This is a genomic window from Falsiroseomonas sp. HW251, from assembly GCF_050563545.1.
GTDB lineage: Bacteria > Pseudomonadota > Alphaproteobacteria > Acetobacterales > Acetobacteraceae > Falsiroseomonas.
This window is the reverse complement of sequence record NZ_JBNXUM010000021.1, coordinates 73,148-98,916: the sequence shown is the minus strand read 5'-3', so window position 1 is coordinate 98,916 and position 25,769 is coordinate 73,148. Positions and strand designations below refer to the sequence as shown.

The following is a 25,769-nucleotide window of genomic DNA, read 5'->3' as shown; positions in this document are numbered from 1 at the left end:
TGTTGAGGGCTAAAAGCCTAAAGTCCTAAAATGCCAAAGTGCCGCTACCCCCGCCTCGCCGCCCGCAGCGCCGACTGCGCCATCGCATCCAGCGCATTCAGGAAGCGGGATTTGTCCGAAGCCGCCATCGGCGCCGGCCCGCCGCCCATGCCCATTTCCCTGAGGTGCCGCGACAATTCCCGCCCCGCCAGCGCGGAGCCGATGTTGTTCTCCGTCCAGGCATGCCCCTTGAAGGACAGGCAGAAGGCCTTCTTCTCCAGGCATCGCGCGGCGAGCGGGATGTCGTTGGTGAGACACACATCCGTCGGCGTCGCGGCCTCCGCGATCCAGTCATCGGCCTTGTCCGCGCCGTCGGTCACGATGACGATCCGCGTGTTGCCGCCGGGCGGGCGGATCGGCCGTGATCCGTTGGAGACGAGGACGGTCTCGAACCCCAGCCGCCCGGCAACCCGGAGAATCTCGTCGCGCACCGGGCAGGCATCGGCATCGACAAGGAAGCGCGGTGCCGTTGTCTGGTTCACCGATTCAGCCCTCCGGTGCTCGGCTTCGCCTCCGCCCTGCGGGCATCGGTGAACGTCATCGCGGCGGGAGTTCTACCGCGTAAGTGTCGAGCGCGGGAACGCTGCGGATCATCCGCCGCCCCGCCAGGAACGTCGCGAAGCGGTCGTAGCGGTTGCGGTCCAGCGCGCCGGGCGAGGCGCTGAAGCGCCCGATCGTGCTGGCCCAGGCGCGGCGGTTCAGCTCGTTGTCGAGCTCCCGCCGCGGGCCCGCGATGAACATCCGCCAGGATTCCTCGGGGTTGTTCTGCAGGAAGGCGGTCGCGGCCTCGGTCGCGTCGATGAAGCGGCGCAGCACCGCGTCGCGCGCGCGGTCGCGATGCGCGATGTAGATCAGCTCGTCATAGATCGGCAGGCCGTACTGCTCGGGGTAGAAGGCACGGCCCGGGCGACCCTCGAGGTCGAGCTGGTGCAGCTCGAAGTTCCGGAAGCCGCCGAGGATCGCGTCCACCTGGCCCGACATCAGGGCGGAGGACAGGCCGAAATTCACGTTCACCAGGCGGATGTCGGCGACACGCAGGCCAACCGATTCCAGCATCGCGCCCATGGTCACCTCCTCGAACCCCGCGACGGAGAAGCCGACGCGCTTGCCCCTGAGGTCGGCCAGCGTGCGGATCGGCCCGTCGCGCAGCACGGTCAGCGTGGACAGCGGCGTCGCGACCAGCGTGCCTACGCGCATCAGCGGCAGCCCCTGGTCCACCGCGAGGTGCAGGTTCTTCTGGTAGAACACGCCGAGGTCCGCGCGCTTCGCCGCCACCAGTCGCGGCGGATCGTTGGGATCGGCGGGTGCGACGATCTGGACATTCAGGCCCGCGCGCTCGAAGAAGCCGCCTTCCTGCGCGACGATAACCGGCGCGTGGTCGGGATTGACGAACCAGTCCAGCAGGATCGTGACCTGGTCGCGCGCCTGATCACGCCCTTGGGCGCGCGCGATGGCGGGAAGGGCGAGAGCGGCGGCGGCAAGCGCCGCGCGACGGCCGAACATCATGCGTCGAACTCCGAGAGAAGGCTGTCGGGTTGCCAGGGGATGGCCCGGCGCAGCAGCCGGTCCACGGTGAACCACAGCGCCAGCGCCATCAGCGCCAGGATGAAGAGCGCGGCGAACATCACGTCGGTCTGGCTGCGCCCATTGGCCTGGAGCATCACGTAGCCGAGGCCGGACGACGCCCCGACCCACTCGCCGACCACCGCGCCAATCGGCGCGACCGCCGCCGCGACGCGCAGGCCGGACGCCAGCGAGGGCAGGGCGGCCGGCACGCGCAGCCGCCACAGCACCGCCGCCGGCGTCGCGTCCATCGTCGCCGCCAGGTCGAGCCAGCCGGGGTCGGTGCGGCGCAGCCCGTCGTAGAAGGCGGTGGCGACGGGGAAGAAGATGATGATGGTCGCCATCACGATCTTGCTCGCCATGCCGAAGCCGAACCAGAGCGTCAGCAGCGGCGCGACGGCGAAGACGGGGACCGCCTGGGAGACCAGCAGCAGAGGCAGCAGCCAGCGCCTGCCGCCCCGCCAGGCGGAGAGGGTCAGCGCCATCGCCGAGCCCAGCAGCGCGCCGAGGACGAGGCCGGCGACCATCTCCGTCGCGGTGGTCAGCGCATGGCCGGCCAGGATGTCGCCGCGGTCGAGCAGAGCCTGCGCCACCCGCAGCGGCGAGGGCAGCAGGAAGGGTGGGACCTCCGTGACCCAGACGAAGCCCTGCCACAGCGCGAGGATCCCGGCGAAGGCGACCAGCGCGTGCATCACGCCTCCGATCGCCGGAGCGCCTGAAGCGCGCGGAGGCGTGAATCGGCGGCGCACATCAAGCCGCCTCCGCCAGGCGCTCGAGCAACGCGCCCTGCGCGGCGAGGAGTTCGCCGTCGCGCGCCGGACGCGGCGGCGTGCCGTGCGGCACCGCGACCTCGGATGGTGAGGCCGGCGTGCCGGACAGGACCAGGATGCGGTCGGCGAGCCGCAGCGCCTCCAGCGGGTCGTGGGTGACCAGCAGCACGGTGCGGCCCGCCAGCAGCCGCGCGGCCAATTCCTGAAGCCGATGCCGCGTGGGCGCATCAACTGCGGAAAAGGGCTCGTCCATAAGCACGACGGGCCGGTCCTCCATCAGCGTTCGCGCGAGCGCCACGCGCTGCCGCATCCCACCCGAGAGCTGCGCCGGCCTCTTGGCGCCGTCGGCTGGCGTCAGCCCGACCTCGGCCAGCAGCGCCCGCGCGCGGTCGGCATCGGCGCGCCGGCCGCGCAGCCGCGCGCCGAGCGTGACGTTCCCCAGCGCGTCGCGCCACGGCACCAGCAGGTCCTGCTGCGCCATCCAGGCGATGCGGCCCTTCAGCGGCGCCCCATCCGTCGTGGTCACCGCGGCAGCCGAGGGCGGCGCCAGCAGCCCTGCCGCCAGCCTGACCAGCGTGGACTTCCCCGAACCGGACGGGCCGAGCAGCGCCGTGCAGCGTCCCGCCGGCACCTCCACCGCGCAAGGCCCGAGCACGGGGGCGCCCCCGAGGCTCAGCCCGGACGGCAGCTCGATACGGAAACCCGGTGCGGGCACGCGCGAGACGGACACCGTTCCCTTCGCCGGCATGACCCGGATCAGGTTCGTGGGGTCGCGGTCGCCCGCCTCTCAGCCCCCGATGGGCTCCCCCCGATGTGTGACGGTCCTATGGCGCCAGTCGCGCCCCGGGGCAAGGGGCCTGGACCGAGGCCCTCCCGTGCCGCAGGCTTGAAGCCGGAAGGAGCCGCCATGTCCCGTATCCTGCTCGCCGCCGCCGCGCTGTTCGCCATGCCGGCGCTCGCCGCCCCGCCGCCCGAGATCGCGGCGGCGCTGCAGCAGATCGGCCGCGTCATCGCGGGGCCGCCGACGCTGGCGCTCTACGCGCCGCTGCAGCCGGCCGATCCCGGCGCGGGCCTGCGCGTCGAGCGCGACATCGCCTATGGCGCCGATCCCGCGAACCGGCTCGATGTCTTCGCGCCGGCCGGGGATGGGGCAGGGCGCCCGGTCATGCTCTTCGTCCCCGGCGGCGGCTTCGTCAGCGCCAACCGCACCAGCCCCGGCCAGACCGCCTTCTGGGGCAACATCCCGGCCTGGGCCGCGCGCCAGGGCTTCGTCGGCGTGATCATGAGCTACCGCGTCGCGCCCGCGAACCGCTACCCCGCGGCGCAGGACGATATCGGTGCCGCGCTGGCCTGGGTCGCGGCGAACGCCGCGCGCTTCGGCGGCGATCCCGCGCGCGTCACGGTGGTCGGCCAGTCCGCGGGCGCGATCAACGCCGCACTCTACGCGGTCGAGCCGCGCTTCCACCCCGCCGGCGTCGCGTCGCCGGTGGGCTATGCGCTGGTCTCGGGCCTCTACGCCTTCGACGCGGACGCGCCGCCGAACGAGCGCGACTATCTCGGCGACAACCCGGCCGCCCTGTCGCCGCGCGACGGCCTGGCGCGGCTGAACGTGCAGATCCTGATCGCCTGGGCGGGCCTGAACCCCGAGCGCTTCGTCGCGGAATCTGAGGCGCTGGTGCAAGCGCTGCGGGCCGCCGGCCGCACGCCCGTCGTCCTGCCGCTGCCCGGCCACAGCCACATCTCGGAGGTCGCGGCGATTGGCACTGCGGACACCGCGCTGACCGATCCGCTCGCGGCCTTCATACGGCGCTGAGACGCTTGCCGAACGCCGGCGAAGGCGCATCTGCCAGGCGATGACGACGCGCCCGATCCTCATCGGCTCCGAGATCTATCGCGCCTCCACCTATGGCGCAAAGCATCCGCTGGCGATCCCGCGCGTGTCCACCACGCTCGACCTGATCCGGGCGATGGGCTGGGTGGAGGAGGCGCAGTACCGCGACAGCCCGCGCGCCACGCCCGACCAGCTCATGCGCTTCCACACGCCGGACTACATCGCCGCGCTGATGCGCAGCGAGGCCGCGCAATCCGTGACGCCCGAGGACCGTGCCCGCCACCAGATCGGCGCGCACGGCAACCCCGTCTATCGCGAGGTCTTCCGGCGCCCCGCAACCGGCGCCGGCGGCACGATGCTGGCGGCAGAGCTGACGCGCCAGGGCGGGACCGTGCACGTCCCGGGCGGAGGCACGCATCACGGCATGCCCGACCGCGCATCCGGCTTCTGCTACCTCAACGACGCCGCGCTGGGACTGATGGGCTGGCTCGACCAGGGGCTGACCAACATCCTCTACCTCGACATCGACGCGCATCACGGGGACGGCGTCGAACTCGCCTTCCACGGGGATCCCCGCGTCTTCACGGTCTCCATCCACGAGGCCGGGCGCTGGCCTCATACCGGCCGCGCCGAGGACCGCGCCGGCGGCCATGCGCGCAACCTGCCGGTGCCGGACGGCTTCAACGATGCCGAGATGGACTGGCTGCTGCGCCACGCGATCCTGCCGCTGGTCCGGCATCTGAAGCCGCAGGCCATCATGCTGCAATGCGGGGCCGACGCGATCGAGGAGGACCCGCTGTCCCGCCTGTCCCTGACCAACGCGTCGCACCGCGCCGTGGCGCAGGCGATCCGTCCCTTCGCCCCGCGGCTGATCGTCCTGGGCGGAGGCGGCTACAATCCCTGGTCGGTCGCGCGCTGCTGGGCCGGGGTCTGGGCGACGCTGAACGGACGGCCGATCCCGCCGCGCATCCCGCCGGCCGCCGAAGACGTGCTGCGCGGCCTGACCTGGTCCCGCGCCGCCGGGCGCAACCCGCCGGAGCACTGGTTCACCACCATCGCCGACGCGCCGCGCCCCGGCCCCGTGCGCGACGAGATCAGGGCGCTGGCCGCGCTGACGCTGCGTGACCTTCCGGACCCCCCGGAGGCCGTGGCATCCTCGGCCGCATGAGGCCTTCGACGCGAAGGGGGCAGGCCGTAGCCCTCGAGCGCCAGCGCTTCGCCTGGCTCGCCGCATCGGCGGCGGGCCGCATTCGCGGCGTCGGCCCTTCGCTAGCCGCAGGTTCGGACTCCCACGAGGTAAGCATGACCTATCGCCGCCCGCTGCTGCTCGGCAGCATCGCCGCCCTGATCGCCAGCCCCGCCCTCGCGCAGCCCGGCGTGGACCGGCCGCAGCCGCGCCTGCCGACGGAAAGGCTCGTGATCGCCAGCCGCAACGGCCAGCGCCACGAATTCGACGTCGAGATGGCGCTGACGCCCGACCAGCAGACCGTTGGCCTGATGTTCCGCCCCGAGGTCAAGGCGAACGAGGGCATGCTCTTCGACTGGGGTGCCCCGCGCGAGAGCAGCATGTGGATGCGCAACACGCTCGCGCCGCTCGACATGGTCTTCATTGCCGCCGATGGCCGCGTCCACCGCATCGCGGAGCGGACGGTGCCGCTGTCGCTGACCCCGATCGACAGCCGCGGCCCGGTGCGCGCGACGCTGGAGTTGCAGGGCGGCATCACGGAAAAGCTCGACATCCGCGTGGGCGACCGTGTCATGCACCGGCTTTTCGGCACGGCGCCCTGAGCTTGCTCCCCGGCGGCGGCTTCCCTAGGTTGCCGCCGGCCTCGGGGCGTGGCGCAGCCTGGTAGCGCGCCTGTTTTGGGTACAGGAGGCCGTGGGTTCGAATCCCGCCGCCCCGATTGCCGGCTTGCCCATCCCGGCGCCGCCCTCATCTGACGCCGACGTGACCGCTGGAGAGATGCGCATGCGCGATGGCGACCTGGTTCGCGCCGTCCTCAAGGACGTCGAGACCGAGGCCCATGTCGGGCTGCATCCCTGGGAACGCCATCCCGAGCGCCCGACGCGCCTGCTGGTCTCCGTCGAGATGACCGCGCGCCGCACCGGCCGCGCCGACCGCGGGGAGGGGATCCTCGACTACGACCCGATCCGCGAGGAACTTCGCGCCTGGGGCGGCCGCCCGCACACCGACCTGCTGGAGACGCTGGCCGAGGAGCTGCTCGACGTCTGCTTCCGCAACCCGCGGGTCGAGACGGCGTCCGTCACCATCCTCAAGCCCGACATCTTCAACGAGGCCGCGGCCGCGGGCGTCGAGATCCGCCGCCACCGGGACAGCCCGGCATGAGCCTAGCGGGGAGAAAGGTCGCCCTCGTCACCGGCGGCGCCAGGCGCGTCGGCGCCGCGATCGTCAGGCGGCTCGCGGCCGAGGGCTGGCAGGTCGTGATCCATTGCAACGCCTCCCGCGCGGAAGCGGATGCATTGGCGCGGGACGTCGGCAACGCCGCCGTCGCCCAGGCCGACCTCTCGAACCGCGACGCGGTGGACGGGCTTGTCGCGCAGGCCTCAGCGCCCTTCGGCCCGCCGACGGCGCTGGTCAACAACGCCTCCGTCTTCCAGCGCGACGAGATCGCGACGATGAGCTGGGCGAGCTGGGAAGCGCACGCCATGCCGAACCTGGCGGCCCCCGTCTTCCTGGCGAAGCGCTTCGCCGAGGCGCTGCCCGAGGGCGAGCAGGGCGCGGTCGTCAACCTGCTCGACCAGAAAGTCGGGAACCTGAACCCGGACTTCCTGAGCTATACCGCCAGCAAGATCGGCCTGGCGGGGCTGACGCCGGTGCTGGCGATGGCGCTCGCGCCCCGCATCCGCGTCAACGGAATCGCGCCGGGGCTGACGCTGATCAGCGGCAAGCAGACGCCGGAGAGCTTCGCGCGCGCCTGGCAGGACACGGTGCTCGGCCGCGGCTCCACGCCCGAGGACATCGCCGCCGGCGTCGCCTTCCTGCTGGCGAGCCCCGCCATCACCGGCCAGACGATCGTCATCGACGGCGGGGAGAGCCTGTTCCGGCGGCCGCGCGACGTGGCGTTCGACCCGCGGCTGGCGGGGACGGGCGGGTAGCGCGCTCCCGGGAGGGGTATCGGGGAGGGCGGAGCCCTCCCCGGGCAGCCGCTACGCCGCCGCCGCGTCCTTCCGCCGCGGCGCGCCGCGGGCGCCGATGCGGACATAGTCGAAGCCGTGCCGTTCCATCTCCTCGGCCCGGTAGACGTTGCGCAGATCCACCAGCACGGGCGCGCGCATCCGCTGCTTCAACCGGCTGAGGTCGAGCGCGCGGTAGGCGTCCCATTCCGTGATCAGCACCAGCGCATCCGCGCCATGCGCGGCGTCGTAGGCGTCGGCGGTGTAGGTGACGTTCTGCAGGACCTGCTTCGCCTGCTCCATCCCGACGGGGTCGTGCGCGCGGATCGTCGCGCCCGCGCGCTGCAGCGCGTCGATGATGTTGATCGCCGGCGCGTCGCGCATGTCGTCGGTGTTCGGCTTGAAGGTCAGGCCCAGCACGCCGATCGTCCTGCCCTGCACCGACCCGCCGCAGGCCTTCACCACCTTGCGCGCCATCGCGGTCTTGCGCGCGTCGTTCACCGCGACGACGCTCTCCACCACGCGCAGCGACACGCCATTGTCCTGCGCGCTGCGGATCAGCGCCAGCGTGTCCTTCGGGAAGCAGGACCCGCCATAGCCGGGCCCTGCGTTCAGGAACTTCGGCCCGATCCGCTTGTCCATGCCGATCCCCCGCGCGACGAGCTGGACGTCGGCGCCGACCTCCTCGCAGAGATCGGCGATCTCGTTGATGAAGGTGATCTTGGTCGCGAGGAAGGCGTTCGCCGCGTATTTCGTCAGCTCCGCCGTCCGGCGGTCCGTGAACAGCACGGGTGCGGCGTTCAGCGACAGCGGCCGGTAGAGCTCCGCCATCACCTGCTGCGCGCGCTCGTCATTGGCGCCGACGACGACGCGGTCGGGGCGCTTGAAGTCCTCGATCGCCGCGCCCTCGCGCAGGAATTCCGGGTTGGAGACGACGGAGAACTCCGCACCCCGGCGCGTCTCCTCGATGATGCGCTCGACCATGTCGCCGGTGCCGACGGGAACGGTCGATTTCGTGACCACCACCGTGTAGCCCTTCAGCGCTCTGGCGATGTCGCGCGCGGCGGCGCTGACATGGCTGAGATCGGCATGCCCGTCGCCGCGGCGGGACGGCGTGCCGACCGCGATGAAGACCGCCTCGCAGGTGCCGACCGCGGCGGCGAGGTCCGTCGTGAAGGACAGCCGCCCGGCCGCGACATTCGTCGCGACCAGCGCGTCGAGCCCCGGCTCGTAGATCGGGATGCGGCCCTGCTTCAGGTCCTCGATCCGCGCGGCGTTCACGTCCACGCAGACCACCTCATGGCCGAAATCGGCGAAGCAGGCGCCGGAGACCAGGCCCACATAGCCCGATCCGATCATCGCAACGCGCATGCAGGTCCTCTTTCCCGTTGCAAGGTGGCCGGCCGCCGCGAGGCAGCCGCACTGTCCCGCCCGCTCAGCGCCATGCGACGTCGAGGCGGCGGACCATGATCCCGAGCTGGCGGTCGTCCTCGTCCCCGCCGGCGACATCCGTCGGCAGTTCCCCCGTCCGCCGCAGCCAGAGGCAGAGTGCCGGTCCGTCGTACTCCAGATCGGTGATGTCGAAGCCGAGCCGCGCGGTCACGAATGCGTCGGCAGCGAAATCGAGCCACTCCGCCGGCCCGCCCTCCAGCCGCAATTCCGCGCGGGCGGGACCGGAGCGCGCCTCGGGCACCACGCGGGCCTCGATCTCGATCTCGAGCCGGCGCGGCCGCTCCGGCGGCGGCGTCAGGTGGATCTCGCCGTAGTCGCCATGCGACCAGCGCCCCTCCGCCTCCGGCTCGTGCCATTGCAGCAGGGCGAGGCCGGGCATCGCGCCGCGGGCGCGGAAATCGTAGCGCGTCGCCTGCACCGCGCCCTCGACCGAGAGCGGCGTCGCGGCGGGGCGGGTGTCGGCCGGCCCGGCGGCCGGGCGCGATGCGGCGGGAGGCGGCAGGTCGGGCAGCCGCAGGGATCGGATCCTGCCCATCCCGGCCTCGGCGAAGAGTGCCGCCGCGCGCGGCTCGCCTGCCTCCGGCGCGACGGCGACCAGGCCGAGCAGCATCACGCCGAGCACCCGCTGGTCCTGGTTGCGCCCGAGGTCGCGCGGCGAGACCGCGTTGCGCCGGCGCAAGGCGACGGTGGCGGAGTCGCCCGGCGCGATGCGCGCCGCCAGGCCCCGGATCTCGGCGATGTGGAAGCTGTCGCGCTCGAACTCCCAGTGGTCGATCGGCCTGCCATCGAGCTCGACGTCCACCCGTGCCGGCGCGCCGACCACGCGCACCGCGAGGAAGGCGCGCCAGCCCGCCGGCAGCTCGGCCGCGGGCGCGACCAGCAACTCGCCCTTGTCGCCGCGGCTCCAGCATCCGCCGGCCTCGGGCGGGAACCATTCGCCGACGAGCAGGGCCGCCGTCGCCGGCGGCAGGGCGCGCTCCTCCGGTGGCACGGCGAAGCCGATCACGCTGTCCGGCCCGAGGCTCGCTGCCGCCGCGCGCGACACGCCGACCAGGCGGATGCCGAGCGGCCGCTCGTCCTGGCCGATCCCGGCGGCCAACGGGGACAGCGCGGCATCCACCGCGATCTCGAGCGTCGCCTCGCCATCCGGGCCGCAGGCCTCCGCCGGCACGGACAGTACGATCACCGCGGCCTCATGCCCCGCCAGGCTGCGCCGGGCCAGCACCTGGCCGCCGATCGCGACCTCCAGCCCGACCGCCTCGGCCCCGGGCGGCGGACGGAAGGCCTCGACGGCAAGCGACAGCGTCACCCCCGCGGCGCGGCCCGGCAGCAGCAGCGGCAGCAGCGCGCGGCGTGCGAAGCTCCAGCTGCCGCCATCCTCCGGCGGGTGCCAGTCCGGGCCGAGCAGGTCCGGCGGCGCCACCGCCGCACGCCATTCCGCCCCGGGGCCGAGGACGATCCGCGGCGTGTGGCTCGCCGCCCCGACGGGGTGCGCGTCGAGCGAGAGCAGGCCGAAGCCGAAGGGCTGCTCGACCACGCCGAGGCCGAGGCTCGCCGGCGAGCGGGGCTCCACCGCCACGAGGTCAAGCGCGAGGGGCTCGGCGCGGCTGCGCACCGCCGCCGGCAGCACAAAGCGCAGGCTGGACGGGGTGTCGTCGGCGAAAGCGTAGCTGCCGACCGGCGTACCGTTCGCCAGGACCAACAGGGTCAGTGGCGCGGCGGCGGTGGCGACCGCGCGCAGGCCGAGCTCGATCTCGATGTCGCGGCCCGGCAATTCCTGCAGCACCATCTCGACGCGCGGACGGCGGTCGGTGGACACCATGCCCCAGGCGGGGTTCGCCACCCATTGGCCGGCCAGCATGTCCTGCGCCCGGCCGTCAGCCAGCAGACGCCGCCGCCGACCCAGCTCGAGCCGCTGCGGCGTCGGCGGCGCGCCTTCGAAGAAGCGCGCAACGTCGCGCAACCGGTCGAGCGGCGCCAGCGCGGCGCGCACCATGCCGACGCCGACCGTGACCGGCGTGTCGGACTTGCCCTGCCGGAGGGGCGACAAAAAGCCGTTCTCGATCGTGACCGTCAGCGTCGCGTGCCGCGCGGCAAGGGCGGCGGGGATCACGGCATGGAACTGCCGCACCGCGGTGTCGCGCATGATCCACCGGCCCACCGGCTCGCCATTGGCGAGAACCCGCGCCTCGAAGACGGCGCCCTGCAGGCCCGGCGCGCGCGCCTGGACGGCCAGGACGAGCGCGCTGGCAGGCGGCGCGGGCAGGTCGAAGCGCAACTCGCACGCCGTCGCGCCGGACCAGCAGCCCCAGCTCTCGCAGGCCAGCCAGCCGGCACCGCGAAGGCCGGAGGCGGCGACACGGTCCGAGAACTCGACGACGCGGCCCGGCACGTAGGGCCGGCGCGGCGCGCGCGGCGCGGCGGCGATGCGGTCGAGCAACTCGGCGGCGGTTTCCGACCAGGGCCGCGGCCGGTAGTCCGCGGCGATCCGCGCCTCGACCGCGGCGCGCGCCGCGGCGCTGCCCGCCAGGAACTGGATCCTCGTCGCCCAGGACAGCGGATCGAGCGGGTCCAGCAACTCGACCAGCCCCGGCGCGATTTCCGGCACGGAGGAGGTGTCGGCCGCCAGGCACGGCTTGCCGTAGCGCAGGCTCTCAGCCACCGGCAGGCCCCAGCCCTCGTAGAGCGAGGGATACACGGTGAAGAGGCAGTGCCGGTAGAGCCAGTCCAGCGCGCCGTCCTCCACCTCCTCGAGGATGGTGACGAGATGCGCGATGCGCCGGTCGCCGCGCAGGGCGCGCGCGACGTCCTGCCCGTTCCAGGCGACGCCGCCGACCAGGATCAGCTGCGGGCAGCGCGGGCCCATGCGCTCGGCGAGCTTGACCCAGACGTCGTGCAGCAGCCGGTGGTTCTTCCGCAGGTGGATGGCGCCGACGCTCAGCACGAAGGGGCGCGGCCCGATGCGTTCCGCGATCGCCGCCGCCGCTTCGGCGTCGCCCGGGCGGGCAACCTGGCCGATCTCGTCGCCCTCGCGCAGCAGCGCGATGTCGGGCAGGGCGATGTCGGGGACGCGGCGCGCATGCGCCTCGATATCGAGGCGCGTCGCCGCGGAGACCGCGACCAGCGCGTCGGCGTTGCCGAGCAGCATGGCGAGGTTCGCCTCGAACACCGGCGCGTAATCGTCGTGGAACCAGTAGGGGAACTTCGTCGGGATGATGTCGTGGATGATCGGCGTCAGCCGCAGCCCGTGGGTGCGCGCGAAGCCGACGACGCTCTCGGCATAGACCGAGTTCTGCATCCAGGCGCTGCCGCCGACGACGTAAGCCGTGCCGCGCGGCAGGTCGAGCATCGGCAGCGGGTTGGTGTCGAACATTGCGAGCAGGCTGCCGAGCGCGCCGGCGCGGACCGCCTCGACCGGCACCTGATTGAAGGTGCGGGAGCGATTGTTCCAGGTGACGAAGCGGACATCGGCGCGCGGGTCGGCGTGCAGCGCGAGCGCCAGCGCCGCCTCGACGCGCGCGATGCCGGTCCAGCGGCCCTTGTGGTGCGCCGTGGTGGTGACGTCGAAGACGACCGGGATCCGGGCTGGCGCCGAAGCGGGCACAGGGGCCGCGGCCGCGGACGGGGCAGGGCGCGCGGGCGCGGCGAGCGCGGCGGCATAGACCGCCTCCGTCGCCTCGCGATGGCGGTCCCAGCCGAAGCGCTCCGCGACCAGGCGCTTCTGCGCCGCGACATCGTCGGCGCCGCGCGGTGTCTCCCACGCCTCCAGCACGGCTTCCCGGATGGAGGCGGGATCGGCTGGGTCGCAGTAGCGCGCGAGGCCGCCGAAATACTCGCTCTCCCCGGATTCGTCGCTGAGCACCAGCGCCGCGCCGGCGGCGGCAGCCTCGAGCGCGACCAGCGGCGCACCTTCGCTCCAACTCGGCAGCACCGCGACGCGCGCCGCGGCATAGGCCGAGGCGAGCAGCGGCGAGTGCGGCGGCAGCCGGTCCAGGATGCGCAGCCCCGGCCCCGCATGGCGCTCGATCTCGGCGCGGTAGGCCTCGCTGCCGGTATGCCCGATCAGCACCAGCGGCAGACCGCTGTCGCGCAGCGCATGGGCCAGCATGAGCTGGTTCTTGCGCGCCTCAAGCCGCGCGACGCAGAGCACGAAGTCATCGAGCCCCGTCTCGCGCCTGAACAGCGCGGGGTCGGCGTTGGCGAAGAAGGCGGCGTCCACGGGGTTGTGGACGATGTCGGCGGGACGCTCCGGCGCGCCGATCGCGGCGAGCCGCTCGCGCTCCCGCCCGCTCAGCAGGATCAGCCGGTCGGCGAGCCCCACCATCTCCCGCACCGCGGCGTGGAAGCCGGGCGCGGCCTCCCCGAGTTCGGCTGGATCTGCGCGGCGCGCGGCGAGGTCGGTGCGGAAGGCCGCCAGCGCGGCGCTGGTCGCGGCGCCCGGCTCGGATTCCGCGAAGAGGCGGACCAGCCGGCCCTCCCACATGTCGCGCAGCCCGCTGTCGAGGAAAATCGGCGAGAAGACCGTCGGCAGGGCCGCCCGCCGCGCCCGGCGCAGCAGGTCGAGCGCGGTGTGCGGTGCCCAGGCGTTGAAGGCGTGCACGAGGTCTAGCTCGGCGAAGCCCTTCTCCGCGGGATGGGCGCGCAGCTCGGCCTCGATGCCGGCTTCCCGCAGTTCGCGCGCCAGGCGCGGCACGCGCACCGTCGGCCCGCCCTGCGACTTCGTCTCGTTGCCGTGCAGGAAGAGGCCGACGCGGCGCGGGCGGGCCGCGCGCCGTGGTGCCGCGGGGGCGCCGAGCGTCAGCCCGGCCTTGGCCGAGAGGTCGCGGAACAGCCGGTCATGGCCTTCGATCCAGCCGGCCCAGCCCCGGTCGAGCACGGAAGCCCTGAGCGCGCGCTTCTTCTCCACCAGGCCGAGCAGCACGCGCCGCAGGTCCGCGGCGTCGCCGGCCTGGAATTCGACATGGGGGAACTCCGGCACCCAGCCGATCGGCGGCGCGATGACCTCCGTCCCGCAGGCCAGCGCCTCCACCACGCACATCGGCCCGCCCTCGTACAGCGCGGGCACCAGGACATAGTCGAGACCGCGGTAGAAATCGGCCATCGCCCCCGGCGGCAGATCGAGCGCGGGGCCCGGCCAGCCTTCGCCGGTGAAGCGCCATTCGATCTCGGGGATGTCCATGACCTCGGCGACGAGGTGCTCGCCCTTGCGGCCGGTGTGGTATGTCCGCCCGACCACGCCGATGCGCAGCCGCGGGGTGAAGGTCTCGAGGTCCACGCCGGGCGCGATGGTGGTAACGGTCGCGACGCCGGCCTCGCGCAGTACGGCCTCGTAGAGGCGGGCGTGGCAGACGCTGTGCTCCACTTCGCGAGCGACGGCGAAGAAGCGGTCATGCGCCTCGCTCAGCGGCTCGAGATGGGCGAAATAGGCGACCTCGACCGGGGAGAGACGGCGGCGCCGGCAGGCGAAAGTCATGTAGTACTGGATGCCCGCCGACGGGTCCGGCCCGTCGCCGAAGGTGACATAGGGCAGGTTGCGCGCGAGTTCCTGGGCTAGGCGCTCCAGGATCCAGCCTCGGTCGGAGGTGACGATGTTGACGGTCGTCACTGTGCCTTCACCGGTCGCGCCGATGTTGCGGAAGGAAGCGGCCGGGACGCAAGGATCTGATCCAACCTCTTGATAAACAATGAAGAATATCGTTCGCGTGGGCGCCGCATCCTAGCGACGCACCTGCCCCGGCGCCACCCCCGCGCGACCAGAGCCTACAAAATTGCCCGCCCGGCGCGAGACGGGCGGGATGGCGGCAGGGCGGTGCCGCGGTTATGTAAGGCCCTGCCGCTCTGCCGGCCGCCGATGGAACCTCGTGATGCGCCCTGACGCCCGCTTCCGGCCCGTCTCCGCCAGGCTGCCCTGACGCATGGGCGCGGTGCTGGTCACCGGGGCGGCCGGCTTCATCGGCGCGCATCTCTGCCGGGCGCTGCTGGCGCGCGGGGAACGCGTCATCGGCCTCGACAACCTCAACCCCTATTACGACCCTGCGCTGAAGCAGGCGCGGCTGGCCGCCATGACCGGCGATGCGGCGCCGGGCGCCTTCGCCTTCCACACGCTCGACCTCGCGGACCACGAGGCCGTGCTGGCGCTGGCCGCGTCGGAGCCGGCGATTGACCGCGTCGTGCATCTCGGTGCCCAGGCCGGGGTGCGCTGGTCGCTGGAAAAGCCCTTCGCCTACACCGCCGCCAACGTCACGGGCGAGCTCGCCATCCTGGAAGCCGTGCGGCGGTCCGAGGGGCGGATCGCGCACCTCGTCCATGCCTCAACCAGCTCGGTCTACGGATCGCGCACGGAGGGGCCGTTCCGGGAGATTGACCGGACCGACCGGCCGGCCTCGCTCTACGCCGCGACCAAGGCCGCCGGCGAGCTGATGGGCACGGCCTATGCCTCGCTCTACGACATGGCGCTGACGGGGCTGCGCTTCTTCACGGTCTACGGGCCCTGGGGCCGGCCTGACATGGCTTACTGGCTGTTCACCCAGGCCATGCTGGAAGGGCGTCCGATCCGCCTGTTCAACCAGGGCCGCATGAAGCGCGACTTCACCTATGTCGACGATATCGTCGCCGGCATCCTGGCGGTGCTGGACAATCCGGCCGCGCCCGGCCAGCACCGGATCTACAACCTCGGCAACAGCCGGCCGGAGGAGCTGCTGGATTTCGTCGCGATGCTCGAGGAGCTGCTCGGCGTAACGGCGCGGCGGGAACTGCTGCCCATGCAGGCCGGCGACGTGCCCGCGACCTATGCCGACGTCTCCGCGATGAAGCGCGACTTCGGGTGGGAGCCGACGACCGACCTGCGCACGGGCCTCACTCGCTTCGTGGCGTGGTGGCGGGGGCATTTCGGATGATGCTCGACGCCGGCGAAAAGGCCGCGCCGGCGGGACCGCCGACGCTGCCCTGGCCGATCATCATCGTGTCCTTCAACCGGCCGGAGTATCTGCGCCGGCTCTGCGACTCGCTGCGCGCGCAGCAGCGCGTGCGGCTGAACGAGGCGAACATCCACCTCCTGCAGGATGGCGCGCAGTCGCCGAGGTCCGGCGTGCAATACGCGGATCCCCGCGACATCGAGGCCTGCATCGCCGTCTTCCGCGCCGCCTTCCCGGCGGGCCAGGTGCATGCCGCCACCGACAACCTCGGCATCGCGATGAACATGCTGCGCGCCGAGCGCCTCGCCTTCCAGGCGCTGCGTGCACCAGGCGCCTATTTCTTCGAGGACGACCTGGAGCTCGGCCCCGTCTACCTCGCGGTGATGGAGCAGCTCCGCATGCGGTTCCGCGGTCACCCCAAGCTCGGCTACTTCGCGGCCTATGGCGATCACCGCCGCGGCAGCGATCGCGCGGCGCCCCGCCTCGTCCCGCTCGAGCATCACTGGGGCTTCGGCCTCAAGCGCGCCTGCTGGCTAGCGATGCAGCCCTGGCTCCGGCCCTTCCACCAGGTCTATGCCGAGGTGGACTATCAGGCGCGGCCGCATCTGCGCATTGTCGAACTGTATGGCGACCGCGAGGTCTCCTCGATGAGCTCGTCGCAGGATGTGGCGAAGACCATGGCCTGCGCCGAGCTCGGCTTCGCGCGCGTCAACACCGATGTCTGCTATGCCCGCTACATCGGCGAAGTCGGACAGTCCTTCCGCCCCGCCACCTTCGAGAAGCTGGGCTACCAGGCGATGCGCGCCGAGACCCGCATGCCCGACCGGCCTCCGCCGGTCACCGCCGAGGCCCTCGCCGCGATCGCGGAGGCCAAGCGCGCCGCCTGCGCCGCCCACCGGCGCGAGCGCTACGAACAGGAACTCGCGGAGATGCGGCGGACGATGTTCAACCCCGACCGGCCCGCGACGCGGGAGGAGGTGGCGTGGCTCTGGCGGCTGCTGATGGACCGCCTGCCGGACGAGGGCGTCTTCGAGAAGATGGTGGGCAAGCGCACCGTGCGGCAGGCGCGCCGGCAGCTCCTCCGCCATCGGGAGGCGCAGGGAAAGGGCGGCTACCTCGCATGAGCCGCGTGCCCCGTCGCGCCCCGATGGCCGCCCGCGGCTGAACCAGCGCCATGCCCTCGCCCCTTCCGCCCGTCGCCATCCTGTCGCTGAACCGCCCGGACTACCTGCGGGAGGTGCTGGAATCCCTGGCCGCGCAGCGCGACGCCGGGATGGAGCGCCGGGAGGTCTTCCTGTTCCAGGATCACTGGCACAATCCCCATACCGGCCGGCGCTGCGCCGAGCCCGAGGAGGTGGAGGCCTGCCTGCGCGTCTTCCGGGAGAGCTTCCCGCGCGGCCATGTGCTGACCGCGCCGGCGAACCTGGGCGAGGCGCTGAACTACCGCCGCGCCGAGGAGCATGTCTTCCGCGGGATGGGCGCGGATTGCGCCTATTTCTTCGAGGACGACCTGGTCCTGCATCCGCGCTACCTCGCCACGCTGGACGCGCTGCGCGCTGCCTGCGCGGAATCGACCGAGGTCGGCTACTTCGCGTGCTACGGCCATCTGCGCGCCCCGCTCGCGGCGCAGCGCAAGCGGCAGCGGGTGCTGCAGAGGCTCGGCGCCTTCTGGGGCTTCGGCCTGTTCCGCCATCACTGGGAGGCGATGCAGCCCCTGATGGCCGACTATCACGAGCTGACCTGCGGCTGCGATTACCGCGCCAGGCCGCATGCGGAGATCCTGCGCCGTTATTTCGCGCGCGGGATCGCGGTGGCGAGCTCCGCGCAGGACGACGTCAAGCGCGCCGTGACCTTCGCGCTCGGGCGGGTCGCGGTGAACACCGTCGCCGCCAATGCGCGATACATCGGCGCGCGGGGCGAGCGCATGACGCCGGAGCGCTTCGAGCAGCAGGGCTACGGCCGGACGCAGTGGCTCGATCTCGACCGGCTCGACCTGGCCGTCCCTGACGCCGCGGTCTGCGAGGCGATCCGCCAGGAGGAAGCCGCGATCGCGGCGCGCCGGGCCGGCGGGCAGCCGCCAGGGGCGGACGGCACGGCGCACTCGCTGGTGCCCCCCGCGCCGCGCATGACGGCGGAGGAGCGGGGCCTGTTCGAGAGCGTTCTCGCCTCGGGCCGCCGGCGCTATGCGGAGTTCGGCACCGGCGGCTCCACCCTGCTCGCCATCCGTCAGCCCTTCGAGGCGCTGGTCGGCATCGAATCCGATTCGGGCTGGGCCGAGGCGGTGCGCCAGCACCCGGAGGTCGCGCCCTCCGTCGCCAACGGCCGGGCCAGCATCCTGCATGCCGATATCGGCCCCGTCGCGGGCTGGGGGGCGCCGGTGGACCGCCAGCCCTCGCGTGCCTGGATGAGCTACATCGCGTCCATGTGGAACGAATGGCACCGGCGTGGGAGCCACCCCGACCTGGTCATGGTGGACGGGCGCTTCCGCGTCGCATGCTGCCTGTCAGTCGCCATGCTGCACCGGATGCGCGGCCGGGCGGAGGAGGAGGCGCCGCTCGTGATGCTGCACGACGTCTCGCCGCGGCGGCCGAACTACGACCTCGTCTTCGACTTCTTCGCGCTGGAGGCGCGCGTCGGTTCGCTCTGCGTCATGTCGCCGCGTGCCGACACCGCGCCGGAAGCGCTGATGGCGGCGATGCTCGGCCGGCTGCTGGAGCTGGGCTAAGCGATGGACGTCGCCGCCGCCGCGCTGCCGCCGATCGCGGTGATGTCGTTCAACCGGCCGGACTACCTGCGCGAGGTGCTCGCCTCGCTGGCGGCGCAGCAGGGGGCGCAGATCGGGGGGCGGCGCGTCTTCCTGTTCCAGGACGGCTGGCGCAACGCCTATAGCGGCCGCATCTGCGCCGAGGCCTCCGCCACCGCGGCCTGCATCGCGGTCTTCCGCGAGATCTTCCCGGCGGGCGAGGTCATGGCTGCGCCCGACAATCTCGGGGTCGCGGAGAACTTCCTGCGCGCCGAGACGCATCTCTTCCGCACGCTCGGCGCGTCCTGCGGCTACTTCTTCGAGGACGACCTGGTGCTCGCGCCGCGCTACCTCGCCACGCTCGACCGGCTGCGCGAGGCGGCGGAGCCCGCCGGCGGCGTCGGCTACTTCGCGTGCTACGGCCATCTCCAGGCCAGCGAGGCCGAGCAGCGGCGGGATGCCGCGAAGCTGCGGCGCATCGGCCATCTCTGGGGCTTCGGCCTGTTCCGCGAGCATTGGGAGCGGATGCAGCCGCTGATGAAGGAGTATTACGACCTGGTCGTCGGGCGGGACTACCGCGCCCGGCCGCATGCCGAGATCCAGCAGCGCTACCGCGGGCGCGGGATCCTGGTCGGCGTCACCTCGCAGGACGACGTGAAGAAGGCGGTGACCTGCGCGCTCGGCCGCATCGGGCTGAACACCACGCTGGTGCATGCGCGCTACGTCGGCGAGTTCGGCCTGCACTCGAACCCCCGCAGCTTCGAACGCGGCGGCTACGCCCGCACCGTGCTGCTGACGGATGTCGCGCCGCCGGACTTCGCCTTCCCGGACGCCGCCGGCATCGCTGCGATGTGCGAGGAGGAGCGGCGCGGCAGGCTCCGCAAGATCGAGATGGAGGCCGAGGCAGCGGGCGCGGCCGCCGCGCCGGCGCCCGCGCCCGACGCGCCGACGCCGGTGCGGCTCGGCGCCTCCGTGATGCTGCCCGAGGAACTCGCGCTGTTCGAGCGGACGCTGGCGGGACGGCGGCGCTATGCGGAATGGGGCACGGGCGGCTCGACGCCGCTCGCGCTGCGTCTCGGTGTCGAGACGCTGGTGGCGATCGAATCCGACCCGGCCTGGGCCAAGGCCGTCCGCGCGGCGCCTGAGGTCGCGGCCGCGGCCGCCGAGGGACGGGCGAGCGTGCTGCACGCCGATATCGGGCCGGTCGGCGGCTGGGGCGCGCCGGCCTCGGCGGAGCCGGCCAAGTCCTGGCCGCGCTACATCGCGGCCATGTGGCAGGAATGGGCGCGGCGGGGCAGCTTCCCCGATGCCGTGCTGGTGGATGGCCGCTTCCGCCTGGGCTGCTGCTTCTCCGTGGCGCTGATGCACGCCTGCCACCGCGGCACGGCGGAGCCGCCGCTTGTCATGCTGCGAAATCTGTCGGAAAGCCGGCCGGCCTATGCTGCGGTCTTCGAGGCCTTCCGGCGCGTCGAGCAGGCCGGGACGCTATGCGTGATGGCCCCGCGGGACGACGTCCCGCCGGAGGCGATGCTGGCGCTGCTGCTCGGGCGCGTGCTGGAGGCGGGCTGACGATGCGGCGGAACGCCTGATGCGGGGCCACCTCGATGCGCTGACCGCCGGCGACTTCGCCGAGGGCTGGGCCTTCGACCCCGCCGACCTCGGCCGCGTGCTGGAGATCGTGCTGCGCGACTCCTACGGGGAGGAAGTCGGACGGGGCCTCGCCAACCTCTACCGCGCCGATCTCGCGCGGATCGGTTACCGCCTGGGCTGGTGCGCCTTCCGCCTGCACCTGTCCCGCCCGGCGGAGGCACTGCGCGGCCGGACCCTCTTCCTGCACGAGGCGACGACGGGGGCGGAACTGCACGCCTCCTCGGATCCCGCCTGGCGCGACAGGCCGCCCTTCGAGGGCTGCGCCTCCGTCGAGGCGGTGATCGCGCAGGACCCGACCGTGGTGCGCTCCATCGAGCATCTCGCGGGCTGCGCCGCGCTCCTCGCCCACCACATCGAGCGGCACGGCCCGGCCGAGTTCGTCCACGCCGCGCATGCCTATGTCCTCGCCCGCGCGCCCGACGCCGCCTCGGCCACCCTCCATGAGCGGCTGCTGCGCGCCGGCGCGCTCACACCGCTCGGCCTGCTGATGCTGCTCGCGGGGTCGGAGGAGTTCCGCTCCGCGCCGCGGCTGCTGGCCTCGCCGGCCGATCCGGGCTTCGTCTTCGCGGGATGAGCATGTTCGGATCGGCCCTGCTCGTCTCCATCCCCGGCGCCGCGCTGGACGGGATCGACCTGCCCGGCTCGATCTTCGGGCGCGAGGTCCTGGCCACGGCGGCGCTGCCGCCGGAACTCCGTTGCGCGCTCGGCCTGGTGGAGCAGGCCTGCGACGCCGCCGGCACCACGCTGCGCTTCGTCGCCAGGCCCGAGATCTTCACCCACGGCGCGGCCCGCGCCTGGCTCGAGGCGCGGCTCGACGGCGCCGCGGACCACTTGGCGCTGAGCGACGGCCAGACCCTGCGCACCATCCCGGGGCTGCGCAACCACGTCTTCTTCCATGCCCGCGGCGTCCTCCGCGCGGACGAGGCGCGGCGGCGGCTGCTGGCCCTCGCGCCCGAGCTCTTCGCGAACCTGGCGAGCCAGGTGAACGGCGCGCTCTCGGTGCGGCTCGGCAAGGGCGTGATGCGCCCGCCGACGACGCTGCTGCGCGGCGCGCCGGCGCCGGCCGATCCCGGGCCGCTGCTGGCCTTCGGCATTCCCTTCCGCGCCGCCGACCGCGTTGCCGCGCTTCTCGCCGACGCCGCGCCGGTGCCGCTGCCGCCCGGGCCCCTCCACTTCGTCCCGCTGTCCACGCGGGCGCTGGCCGATGGCGCCTTCGTCTGGACGCTGGCGCGCATGATCCAGCGCAGCGCCGTCGGCGCGCAGGCGCCGCTGCTGATCGGCCTGCCGCGTCTCGACCGGCCGGACGCCGACCCGCGCGAGCGTATCGCCGCGCTGCTCGCCGCGCTGATCGCGACGGAACTCGCCCTGCCGCGCGCGCTCACCCGGAGTATCATGCTGGCCGAGGGTGACCCGCTGCCGGAAATGCTGGCCGGCGGGCGCGTCACCCTGCACGCGGCCTTCCCCTTCTGGCGCTTCGCGCCCGCCCTGTTCGAACGGGCCGCTGAGGTCGAGGTGACCGGCGACGGTCGCCTGGGTCCCGCCCGGCAGTTGCTGGCCGCCTGGTCCGGGCGTCGCATCGGCGCCCGCCCCCCCGATCCGCGCCTGCCCGAGCTGGCCGACGGAGGCGTCGCATGAGCCCGCCCCGCCTGACGATCGACGTCACGCCGCTGCTGGAGGCGCAGTGGACGGGCATCCCCGTCTTCACCCGCCGCCTGGTGCGGGCGCTGGGCGCCGCGGGGGTCGAGCTGGATCATGCGGTGCGCCTGTCGCGCGTGCCGGCGGACGCCGTGGAGCGCGCGATGCGGCTCGGCAACGGCAATTTCCTCCGCCTGCTGCAGGAACGCCCGCCGACGGAGGCGACCCCGATCGATCCCGGCAGGCCGCTGCTCTATCCCTCGGTCAAGCCGATCGGCGGCATCGCGCGGCGGGAAGCCAGCACCATCCACGACCTCTCGACGCTGGTGATGCCGGAGACGCATTCGCCGGCCAATGTCGCGCATCACCTCGACCCCCTGCGCGAGACGCTGCTGACGGACGAGACGGTGTTCTGCTGTTCCGAGGCGACGCGATCCGCGGTCGTGCAGACCTGGCCCTGGGTCGAGCCGAAGACGCGGCTGCTGATGCAGTATGCCGACTGGCCCGACGGCTTCGAGCTGATGGAGCGCAACCTGCCGCAGGTCGCCATCGGCCGCTATGCCGTGGTGATCGGCACGGTGGAGGCCCGCAAGAATCTCGGCCTGCTGCTTCGGGCGCTCAAGGAACCGGCGTTGGAGCGGTCGGGGCTGCGCTTCGTGGTAATCGGACGGCGCGGGCATGGCGCGGAGCAATTGCTCGCCAGGCTCTCGCCGGCGGCGCAGGAACGCGTGACCTTCACGGGCTATGTCTCGGAATTCGTGAAGTACCGCCTGCTGAAGCACGCGGAATTCCTGGTCCTCCCGTCGGTCTACGAGGGCTTCGGCATCCCAGCGGTGGAGGCGATGAGCCTCGGCAAGCCCGTGCTGGCGGCGATGACCTCGAGCTTCCCGGAGGTGATCGGGCAGGCCGGCGTGTTCTTCGACCCGTTCTCGGTCGCGGAATTCGCCGCGGCGCTGGAGGAGATCGCCGATCCCCGGCGGCTGGCCGAGCTTGCGCCGAGGGCAATTGTCCAGGCCGCGTCCTTCGGGCCCGAGCGGATGGCCGCACCCGTGCTGGAGTGGCTGCGCGGCTGACCCTTGCCTTGGCGGGCCGCGGCGTGCAAGGCAGCGCGGCATGACCGCCCCCCATGTCGTGCAGGTCGGCCCTGTCAATCTGGCCAACCACCTGCCCATCGCGCTGATCGCCGGCCCCTGCCAGATGGAATCCCGCGCCCATGCGCTGGAGACCGCCGCCGCGCTGAAGGAGATCGCGGCCAGGCGCGGCATCGGGTTGATCTACAAGACGAGCTTCGACAAAGCGAACCGCACCTCCGGCCAGGCGGCGCGGGGGATGGGGCTCAAGGCCTCGCTGCCGGTCTTCGCCGAGATCCGGGAGAGCCTCGGCTTGCCGACCTTGACCGACGTGCACGAGAACGAGCAATGCGCGATGGTCGCGCCGGTGGTGGACGTGCTGCAGATCCCGGCCTTCCTCTGCCGCCAGACCGACCTGCTGCTGGCCGCCGCGGCGACCGGGCGCGTCGTCAACGTCAAGAAGGGCCAGTTCCTGGCGCCCTGGGACATGGTCAACGTCGCGTCCAAGATCACCGGGGCCGGCAACCCGAACGTCGTCCTGACCGAGCGCGGCGCGTCCTTCGGCTACAACACGCTCGTCAGCGACATGCGCGCCCTGCCGATCATGGCGCGCACCGGTCATCCCGTGGTGTTCGACGCCACGCATTCCGTGCAGCAGCCCGGCGGGCAGGGCACGTCCTCCGGCGGGCAGCGGGAATTCGTGGAGACGCTGGCGCGCGCCGCCGTCGCGGTCGGCGTCGCGGGCCTCTTCATCGAGACGCATCCCGATCCCGACCACGCGCCGTCGGACGGACCGAACATGGTGCCGCTGAAGGATTTCGAGGCGCTGGTCGTGCGGCTGCAGGCGATCGACGCCGTGGTGAAGGGCTTCTGATCCCATGCGCCCGATCGTCATGATCCCAGCGCGGATGTCGGCGACCAGGCTGCCCAACAAGCCGATGGCCGACATCCACGGCGAGCCCATGATCGTGCATGTCTGGCGCCGCGCGATGGACGCCGACATCGGCGAGGTCGTGGTCGCGACCGACAGCACCGAGATCGCGGAGGCCGTCATCAAGGCCGGCGGCCGCGTGCAGATGACGCGCGCGGACCATCCCTCGGGCTCCGACCGCATCCACGAGGCCGTGTCGGCGCTGGATCCCACGGGGCTGCACGATGCGGTGGTCAACGTGCAGGGCGACCTGCCGACCATCCTGCCCTCGACGATCCGCGCCGCGCTGATCCCGCTGATGGATCCCTCCGTAGACGTGGCGACGCTCGTCGCGGAGATCCGGCGCGAGGAGGAACGGACGGCGTCGCAGGTCGTGAAAATGGTGGGGAGCGAACTCGCGCCCGGGCGCTTCCACTGCCTGTATTTCACGCGCGCCACCGCGCCGTGGGGCGAGGGGCCGCTCTGGCACCATATCGGTCTCTATGCCTGGCGCCGCGCGGCGCTGGCGCGCTTCGTCGCGCTGCCTCCGTCGGGCCTCGAGAAGCGCGAGAAGCTGGAGCAGCTGCGCGCGATCGAGGCCGGCATGCGCATCGAGGCCGTCGCGGTGGATGCCGTGCCGCTTGGCGTCGACACGCTCGAGGATCTGGAACGTGCGCGCGAGATGCTGGCATGAGCGAGGCCCAGCGCCGCGACACGCTGTTGCGCACGATCGAGCTCGAGACCGCGGGGCTGCAGGCGCTGCGCGAGGCGCTGGCGGGCGACCTCGGCGCGCGCGTGCTGGAAGCCGTCGCCTATCTCCTGACCCTGCCCGGGCGCGCGATCGTCACCGGCATGGGCAAGTCCGGCCATGTCGGCCGCAAGATCGCGGCGACGCTCGCTTCGACCGGCACGCCGTCCCACTTCGTCCACCCCGCCGAGGCGAGCCATGGCGACCTCGGCATGATCGGCCGGGACGACGCGGTGCTCGCGCTGTCCTGGTCGGGCGAGGCGCCGGAGCTTGCCGACATCATCGCCTATACCCGCCGCTTCGACGTGAAGCTCATCGCGATCACCTCGCGCCCCGAGAGCGCGCTGGGTTCGGCGGCCGACATCCTGCTCGCGCTGCCGCGCATGCAGGAGGCCTGCCCGAATGGCCTCGCGCCGACCACCAGCACGACCATGCAGCTGGCGCTCGGCGATGCGCTGGCGATGTGCCTGCTGGAGGCGCGCGGCTTCTCGCCGCAGGATTTCCGGGACTTCCACCCTGGCGGCAAGCTCGGCGCCAGGTTGAAGCGCGCGCGCGACCTGATGCACGGGGCGGAGGAACTGCCGCTGGTCGGGCCAGAGGCGACCCTGGCCCAGGCGATCGTCGAGATGACCTCCCGCCGCTTCGGCGTGGCCGGCGTCGTGGAGCAGGGGCGGCTGGCGGGCGTGCTGACCGATGGCGACCTCCGCCGCGCCTTCCAGCGGGGGATCGCGATGGACCGTCCGGTGACGGAGGCGATGACGGCGACGCCGCGCACCGCCGCGCCGGAAGACCTTGCGGCCGACCTGCTCGGCATCATGAACGAGAAGCGGATCACCAGCCTCTTTGTCGTCGCGGATGGCCGGCCGGTCGGCATCCTGCACCTGCACGACCTCCTGCGCTCGGGGGTTCTGTAGGGAAGGGGGCGGTGGTAGGTTCCGCGGCATGACCCAGAAGGCCCGCATCTACCGCTCGCCCAAATCGGCCATGCAGTCCGGCCGCGCCCGCACGCATGAATGGGTGCTGCAATACGAGCCGGCGGAGCCGAAGCGGATCGATCCCCTGATGGGATGGTTCGGCTCGGGCGACACGCGCGCCCAGGTGCGGCTCGCCTTCCCGACGGCCGAGGAAGCGGTCGCCTATGCCGAGGGCAAGGGCATCCCCTACGAGGTGGAGCACGCGCCGATCGTGCATACCGAGATCAAGCCCAAGGCCTATGCCGACAATTTCCGCTTCGGCCGGGCGGAGAACTGGACGCATTGAAGAACGCCCACCCCGACCCTTTCCCGCTTCGCGGGAGAGGTAGCGGCCG

At 72.6% G+C, this 25,769-nt stretch carries 22 protein-coding genes, 1 tRNA gene and 1 riboswitch; of the genes, 17 read left to right on the top strand and 6 right to left on the bottom strand.

From position 1 onward, the window contains the following. Positions 1–44: 44 nt before the first annotated feature. The 4 genes from ACLF3M_RS23375 to ACLF3M_RS23360 form a co-directional block, all read right to left on the bottom strand. The gene (locus ACLF3M_RS23375; protein WP_430659392.1) at positions 45–521 is read right to left on the bottom strand and encodes a YaiI/YqxD family protein; all 477 of its coding nucleotides are present in this window, start codon (positions 519–521) and stop codon (positions 45–47) included. A 55-nt stretch (positions 522–576) separates the two neighbouring features. After that, positions 577–1,545, bottom strand: a complete 969-nt coding sequence (locus tag ACLF3M_RS23370; RefSeq protein ID WP_430659391.1) for an ABC transporter substrate-binding protein — start codon at positions 1,543–1,545, stop codon at positions 577–579. After that, the gene (locus ACLF3M_RS23365) at positions 1,542–2,294 is read right to left on the bottom strand and encodes an ABC transporter permease (RefSeq protein WP_430659390.1); all 753 of its coding nucleotides are present in this window, start codon (positions 2,292–2,294) and stop codon (positions 1,542–1,544) included. The genes ACLF3M_RS23370 and ACLF3M_RS23365 overlap by 4 nt, the downstream gene beginning before the upstream one ends. A gap of 58 nt (positions 2,295–2,352) precedes the next feature. Beyond that, complete coding sequence (locus ACLF3M_RS23360) at positions 2,353–3,120, bottom strand: ABC transporter ATP-binding protein (protein WP_430659389.1); 768 nt, start codon at positions 3,118–3,120, stop codon at positions 2,353–2,355. Then, a riboswitch (TPP riboswitch) is annotated at positions 3,088–3,191 on the bottom strand. (Overlaps the previous gene by 33 nt.) An 88-nt stretch (positions 3,192–3,279) precedes the next feature. Here ACLF3M_RS23360 and ACLF3M_RS23355 point away from each other — a divergent pair. The 6 genes from ACLF3M_RS23355 (at position 3,280) to ACLF3M_RS23330 (ending at position 7,320) form a co-directional block, all read left to right on the top strand. Continuing rightward, a complete protein-coding gene (locus tag ACLF3M_RS23355; protein WP_430659388.1) occupies positions 3,280–4,185 on the top strand; it encodes an alpha/beta hydrolase in 906 nt (301 codons plus the stop codon). Positions 4,186–4,225: 40 nt separating this feature from the next. After that, entirely contained in the window at positions 4,226–5,371 is a 1,146-nt protein-coding gene (locus tag ACLF3M_RS23350) for an acetoin utilization protein AcuC (protein WP_430659387.1), read from the top strand. 134 nt (positions 5,372–5,505) lie between these two features. Then, positions 5,506–5,991 (top strand): DUF192 domain-containing protein, encoded by a 486-nt coding sequence (locus tag ACLF3M_RS23345; protein ID WP_430659386.1) that lies wholly within the window; start codon positions 5,506–5,508, stop codon positions 5,989–5,991. A 42-nt stretch (positions 5,992–6,033) separates the two neighbouring features. Next, positions 6,034–6,107, top strand: a tRNA-Pro gene (locus ACLF3M_RS23340). A 65-nt stretch (positions 6,108–6,172) separates the two neighbouring features. Beyond that, positions 6,173–6,550 carry a dihydroneopterin aldolase gene (locus tag ACLF3M_RS23335; RefSeq protein WP_430659385.1) on the top strand — a complete coding sequence of 126 codons (378 nt, stop codon included), beginning with the start codon at positions 6,173–6,175 and terminating at the stop codon, positions 6,548–6,550. Beyond that, on the top strand, positions 6,547–7,320 hold the full coding sequence (locus tag ACLF3M_RS23330) for an SDR family oxidoreductase (protein ID WP_430659384.1): 774 nt from the start codon (positions 6,547–6,549) through the stop codon (positions 7,318–7,320). Before ACLF3M_RS23335 ends, ACLF3M_RS23330 begins: the two co-directional genes overlap by 4 nt. Positions 7,321–7,371: 51 nt before the next feature. On the opposite strand, the gene ACLF3M_RS23325 is transcribed toward ACLF3M_RS23330, so the two are convergent. Both ACLF3M_RS23325 and ACLF3M_RS23320 read right to left on the bottom strand, forming a co-directional pair. Next, a complete protein-coding gene (locus ACLF3M_RS23325) occupies positions 7,372–8,709 on the bottom strand; it encodes a UDP-glucose dehydrogenase family protein (RefSeq protein ID WP_430659383.1) in 1,338 nt (445 codons plus the stop codon). Between the two features lie 64 nt (positions 8,710–8,773). Then, entirely contained in the window at positions 8,774–14,395 is a 5,622-nt protein-coding gene (locus ACLF3M_RS23320) for a glycosyltransferase (RefSeq protein WP_430659382.1), read from the bottom strand. A gap of 310 nt (positions 14,396–14,705) precedes the next feature. On the opposite strand from ACLF3M_RS23320, the gene ACLF3M_RS23315 reads away from it, so the two are divergent. Genes ACLF3M_RS23315 through ACLF3M_RS23265 form a run of 11 tightly spaced genes read left to right on the top strand, consistent with a single transcriptional unit; the run spans position 14,706 to position 25,720 of the window. Beyond that, complete coding sequence (locus ACLF3M_RS23315; RefSeq protein WP_430659381.1) at positions 14,706–15,686, top strand: NAD-dependent epimerase/dehydratase family protein; 981 nt, start codon at positions 14,706–14,708, stop codon at positions 15,684–15,686. Then, positions 15,683–16,828, top strand: coding sequence for a hypothetical protein (locus tag ACLF3M_RS23310; RefSeq protein WP_430659380.1), 1,146 nt, complete (start codon positions 15,683–15,685; stop codon positions 16,826–16,828). Before ACLF3M_RS23315 ends, ACLF3M_RS23310 begins: the two co-directional genes overlap by 4 nt. 50 nt (positions 16,829–16,878) lie before the next feature. Then, positions 16,879–18,429, top strand: coding sequence for a hypothetical protein (locus ACLF3M_RS23305; RefSeq protein ID WP_430659379.1), 1,551 nt, complete (start codon positions 16,879–16,881; stop codon positions 18,427–18,429). A 3-nt stretch (positions 18,430–18,432) separates the two neighbouring features. Then, the gene (locus ACLF3M_RS23300; protein ID WP_430659378.1) at positions 18,433–20,016 is read left to right on the top strand and encodes a hypothetical protein; all 1,584 of its coding nucleotides are present in this window, start codon (positions 18,433–18,435) and stop codon (positions 20,014–20,016) included. Between the two features lie 19 nt (positions 20,017–20,035). Further along, positions 20,036–20,671, top strand: coding sequence for a hypothetical protein (locus tag ACLF3M_RS23295; protein WP_430659377.1), 636 nt, complete (start codon positions 20,036–20,038; stop codon positions 20,669–20,671). After that, a complete protein-coding gene (locus ACLF3M_RS23290) occupies positions 20,668–21,732 on the top strand; it encodes a hypothetical protein (protein WP_430659376.1) in 1,065 nt (354 codons plus the stop codon). The genes ACLF3M_RS23295 and ACLF3M_RS23290 overlap by 4 nt, the downstream gene beginning before the upstream one ends. Beyond that, positions 21,729–22,805 (top strand): glycosyltransferase family 4 protein, encoded by a 1,077-nt coding sequence (locus ACLF3M_RS23285; RefSeq protein ID WP_430659375.1) that lies wholly within the window; start codon positions 21,729–21,731, stop codon positions 22,803–22,805. The genes ACLF3M_RS23290 and ACLF3M_RS23285 overlap by 4 nt, the downstream gene beginning before the upstream one ends. Positions 22,806–22,845: 40 nt before the next feature. Then, positions 22,846–23,676 (top strand): 3-deoxy-8-phosphooctulonate synthase, encoded by an 831-nt coding sequence (gene kdsA / locus ACLF3M_RS23280; protein ID WP_430659374.1) that lies wholly within the window; start codon positions 22,846–22,848, stop codon positions 23,674–23,676. 4 nt (positions 23,677–23,680) lie between these two features. Further along, positions 23,681–24,406: a 3-deoxy-manno-octulosonate cytidylyltransferase gene (locus tag ACLF3M_RS23275; RefSeq protein ID WP_430659373.1), complete on the top strand. Its 726-nt coding sequence runs from the start codon at positions 23,681–23,683 to the stop codon at positions 24,404–24,406. Beyond that, a complete protein-coding gene (locus tag ACLF3M_RS23270; RefSeq protein WP_430659372.1) occupies positions 24,403–25,374 on the top strand; it encodes a KpsF/GutQ family sugar-phosphate isomerase in 972 nt (323 codons plus the stop codon). The genes ACLF3M_RS23275 and ACLF3M_RS23270 overlap by 4 nt, the downstream gene beginning before the upstream one ends. A 28-nt stretch (positions 25,375–25,402) precedes the next feature. Next, positions 25,403–25,720, top strand: a complete 318-nt coding sequence (locus ACLF3M_RS23265; protein ID WP_430659371.1) for an ETC complex I subunit — start codon at positions 25,403–25,405, stop codon at positions 25,718–25,720. Positions 25,721–25,769: the final 49 nt, after the last annotated feature.

Coding starts and splice junctions, on each gene's coding strand:
- ACLF3M_RS23370 (WP_430659391.1), bottom strand. CDS start 1,545: ATGATGTTCGGCCGTCGCGCGGCGCTTGCCGCCGCCGCTCTCGCCCTT.
- ACLF3M_RS23365 (WP_430659390.1), bottom strand. CDS start 2,294: ATGCACGCGCTGGTCGCCTTCGCCGGGATCCTCGCGCTGTGGCAGGGC.
- ACLF3M_RS23360 (WP_430659389.1), bottom strand. CDS start 3,120: ATGCCGGCGAAGGGAACGGTGTCCGTCTCGCGCGTGCCCGCACCGGGT.
- ACLF3M_RS23355 (WP_430659388.1), top strand. CDS start 3,280: ATGTCCCGTATCCTGCTCGCCGCCGCCGCGCTGTTCGCCATGCCGGCG.
- ACLF3M_RS23350 (WP_430659387.1), top strand. CDS start 4,226: ATGACGACGCGCCCGATCCTCATCGGCTCCGAGATCTATCGCGCCTCC.
- ACLF3M_RS23345 (WP_430659386.1), top strand. CDS start 5,506: ATGACCTATCGCCGCCCGCTGCTGCTCGGCAGCATCGCCGCCCTGATC.
- ACLF3M_RS23335 (WP_430659385.1), top strand. CDS start 6,173: ATGCGCGATGGCGACCTGGTTCGCGCCGTCCTCAAGGACGTCGAGACC.
- ACLF3M_RS23330 (WP_430659384.1), top strand. CDS start 6,547: ATGAGCCTAGCGGGGAGAAAGGTCGCCCTCGTCACCGGCGGCGCCAGG.
- ACLF3M_RS23325 (WP_430659383.1), bottom strand. CDS start 8,709: ATGCGCGTTGCGATGATCGGATCGGGCTATGTGGGCCTGGTCTCCGGC.
- ACLF3M_RS23315 (WP_430659381.1), top strand. CDS start 14,706: ATGGGCGCGGTGCTGGTCACCGGGGCGGCCGGCTTCATCGGCGCGCAT.
- ACLF3M_RS23310 (WP_430659380.1), top strand. CDS start 15,683: ATGATGCTCGACGCCGGCGAAAAGGCCGCGCCGGCGGGACCGCCGACG.
- ACLF3M_RS23305 (WP_430659379.1), top strand. CDS start 16,879: ATGCCCTCGCCCCTTCCGCCCGTCGCCATCCTGTCGCTGAACCGCCCG.
- ACLF3M_RS23300 (WP_430659378.1), top strand. CDS start 18,433: ATGGACGTCGCCGCCGCCGCGCTGCCGCCGATCGCGGTGATGTCGTTC.
- ACLF3M_RS23295 (WP_430659377.1), top strand. CDS start 20,036: ATGCGGGGCCACCTCGATGCGCTGACCGCCGGCGACTTCGCCGAGGGC.
- ACLF3M_RS23290 (WP_430659376.1), top strand. CDS start 20,668: ATGAGCATGTTCGGATCGGCCCTGCTCGTCTCCATCCCCGGCGCCGCG.
- ACLF3M_RS23285 (WP_430659375.1), top strand. CDS start 21,729: ATGAGCCCGCCCCGCCTGACGATCGACGTCACGCCGCTGCTGGAGGCG.
- kdsA (WP_430659374.1), top strand. CDS start 22,846: ATGACCGCCCCCCATGTCGTGCAGGTCGGCCCTGTCAATCTGGCCAAC.
- ACLF3M_RS23275 (WP_430659373.1), top strand. CDS start 23,681: ATGCGCCCGATCGTCATGATCCCAGCGCGGATGTCGGCGACCAGGCTG.
- ACLF3M_RS23270 (WP_430659372.1), top strand. CDS start 24,403: ATGAGCGAGGCCCAGCGCCGCGACACGCTGTTGCGCACGATCGAGCTC.
- ACLF3M_RS23265 (WP_430659371.1), top strand. CDS start 25,403: ATGACCCAGAAGGCCCGCATCTACCGCTCGCCCAAATCGGCCATGCAG.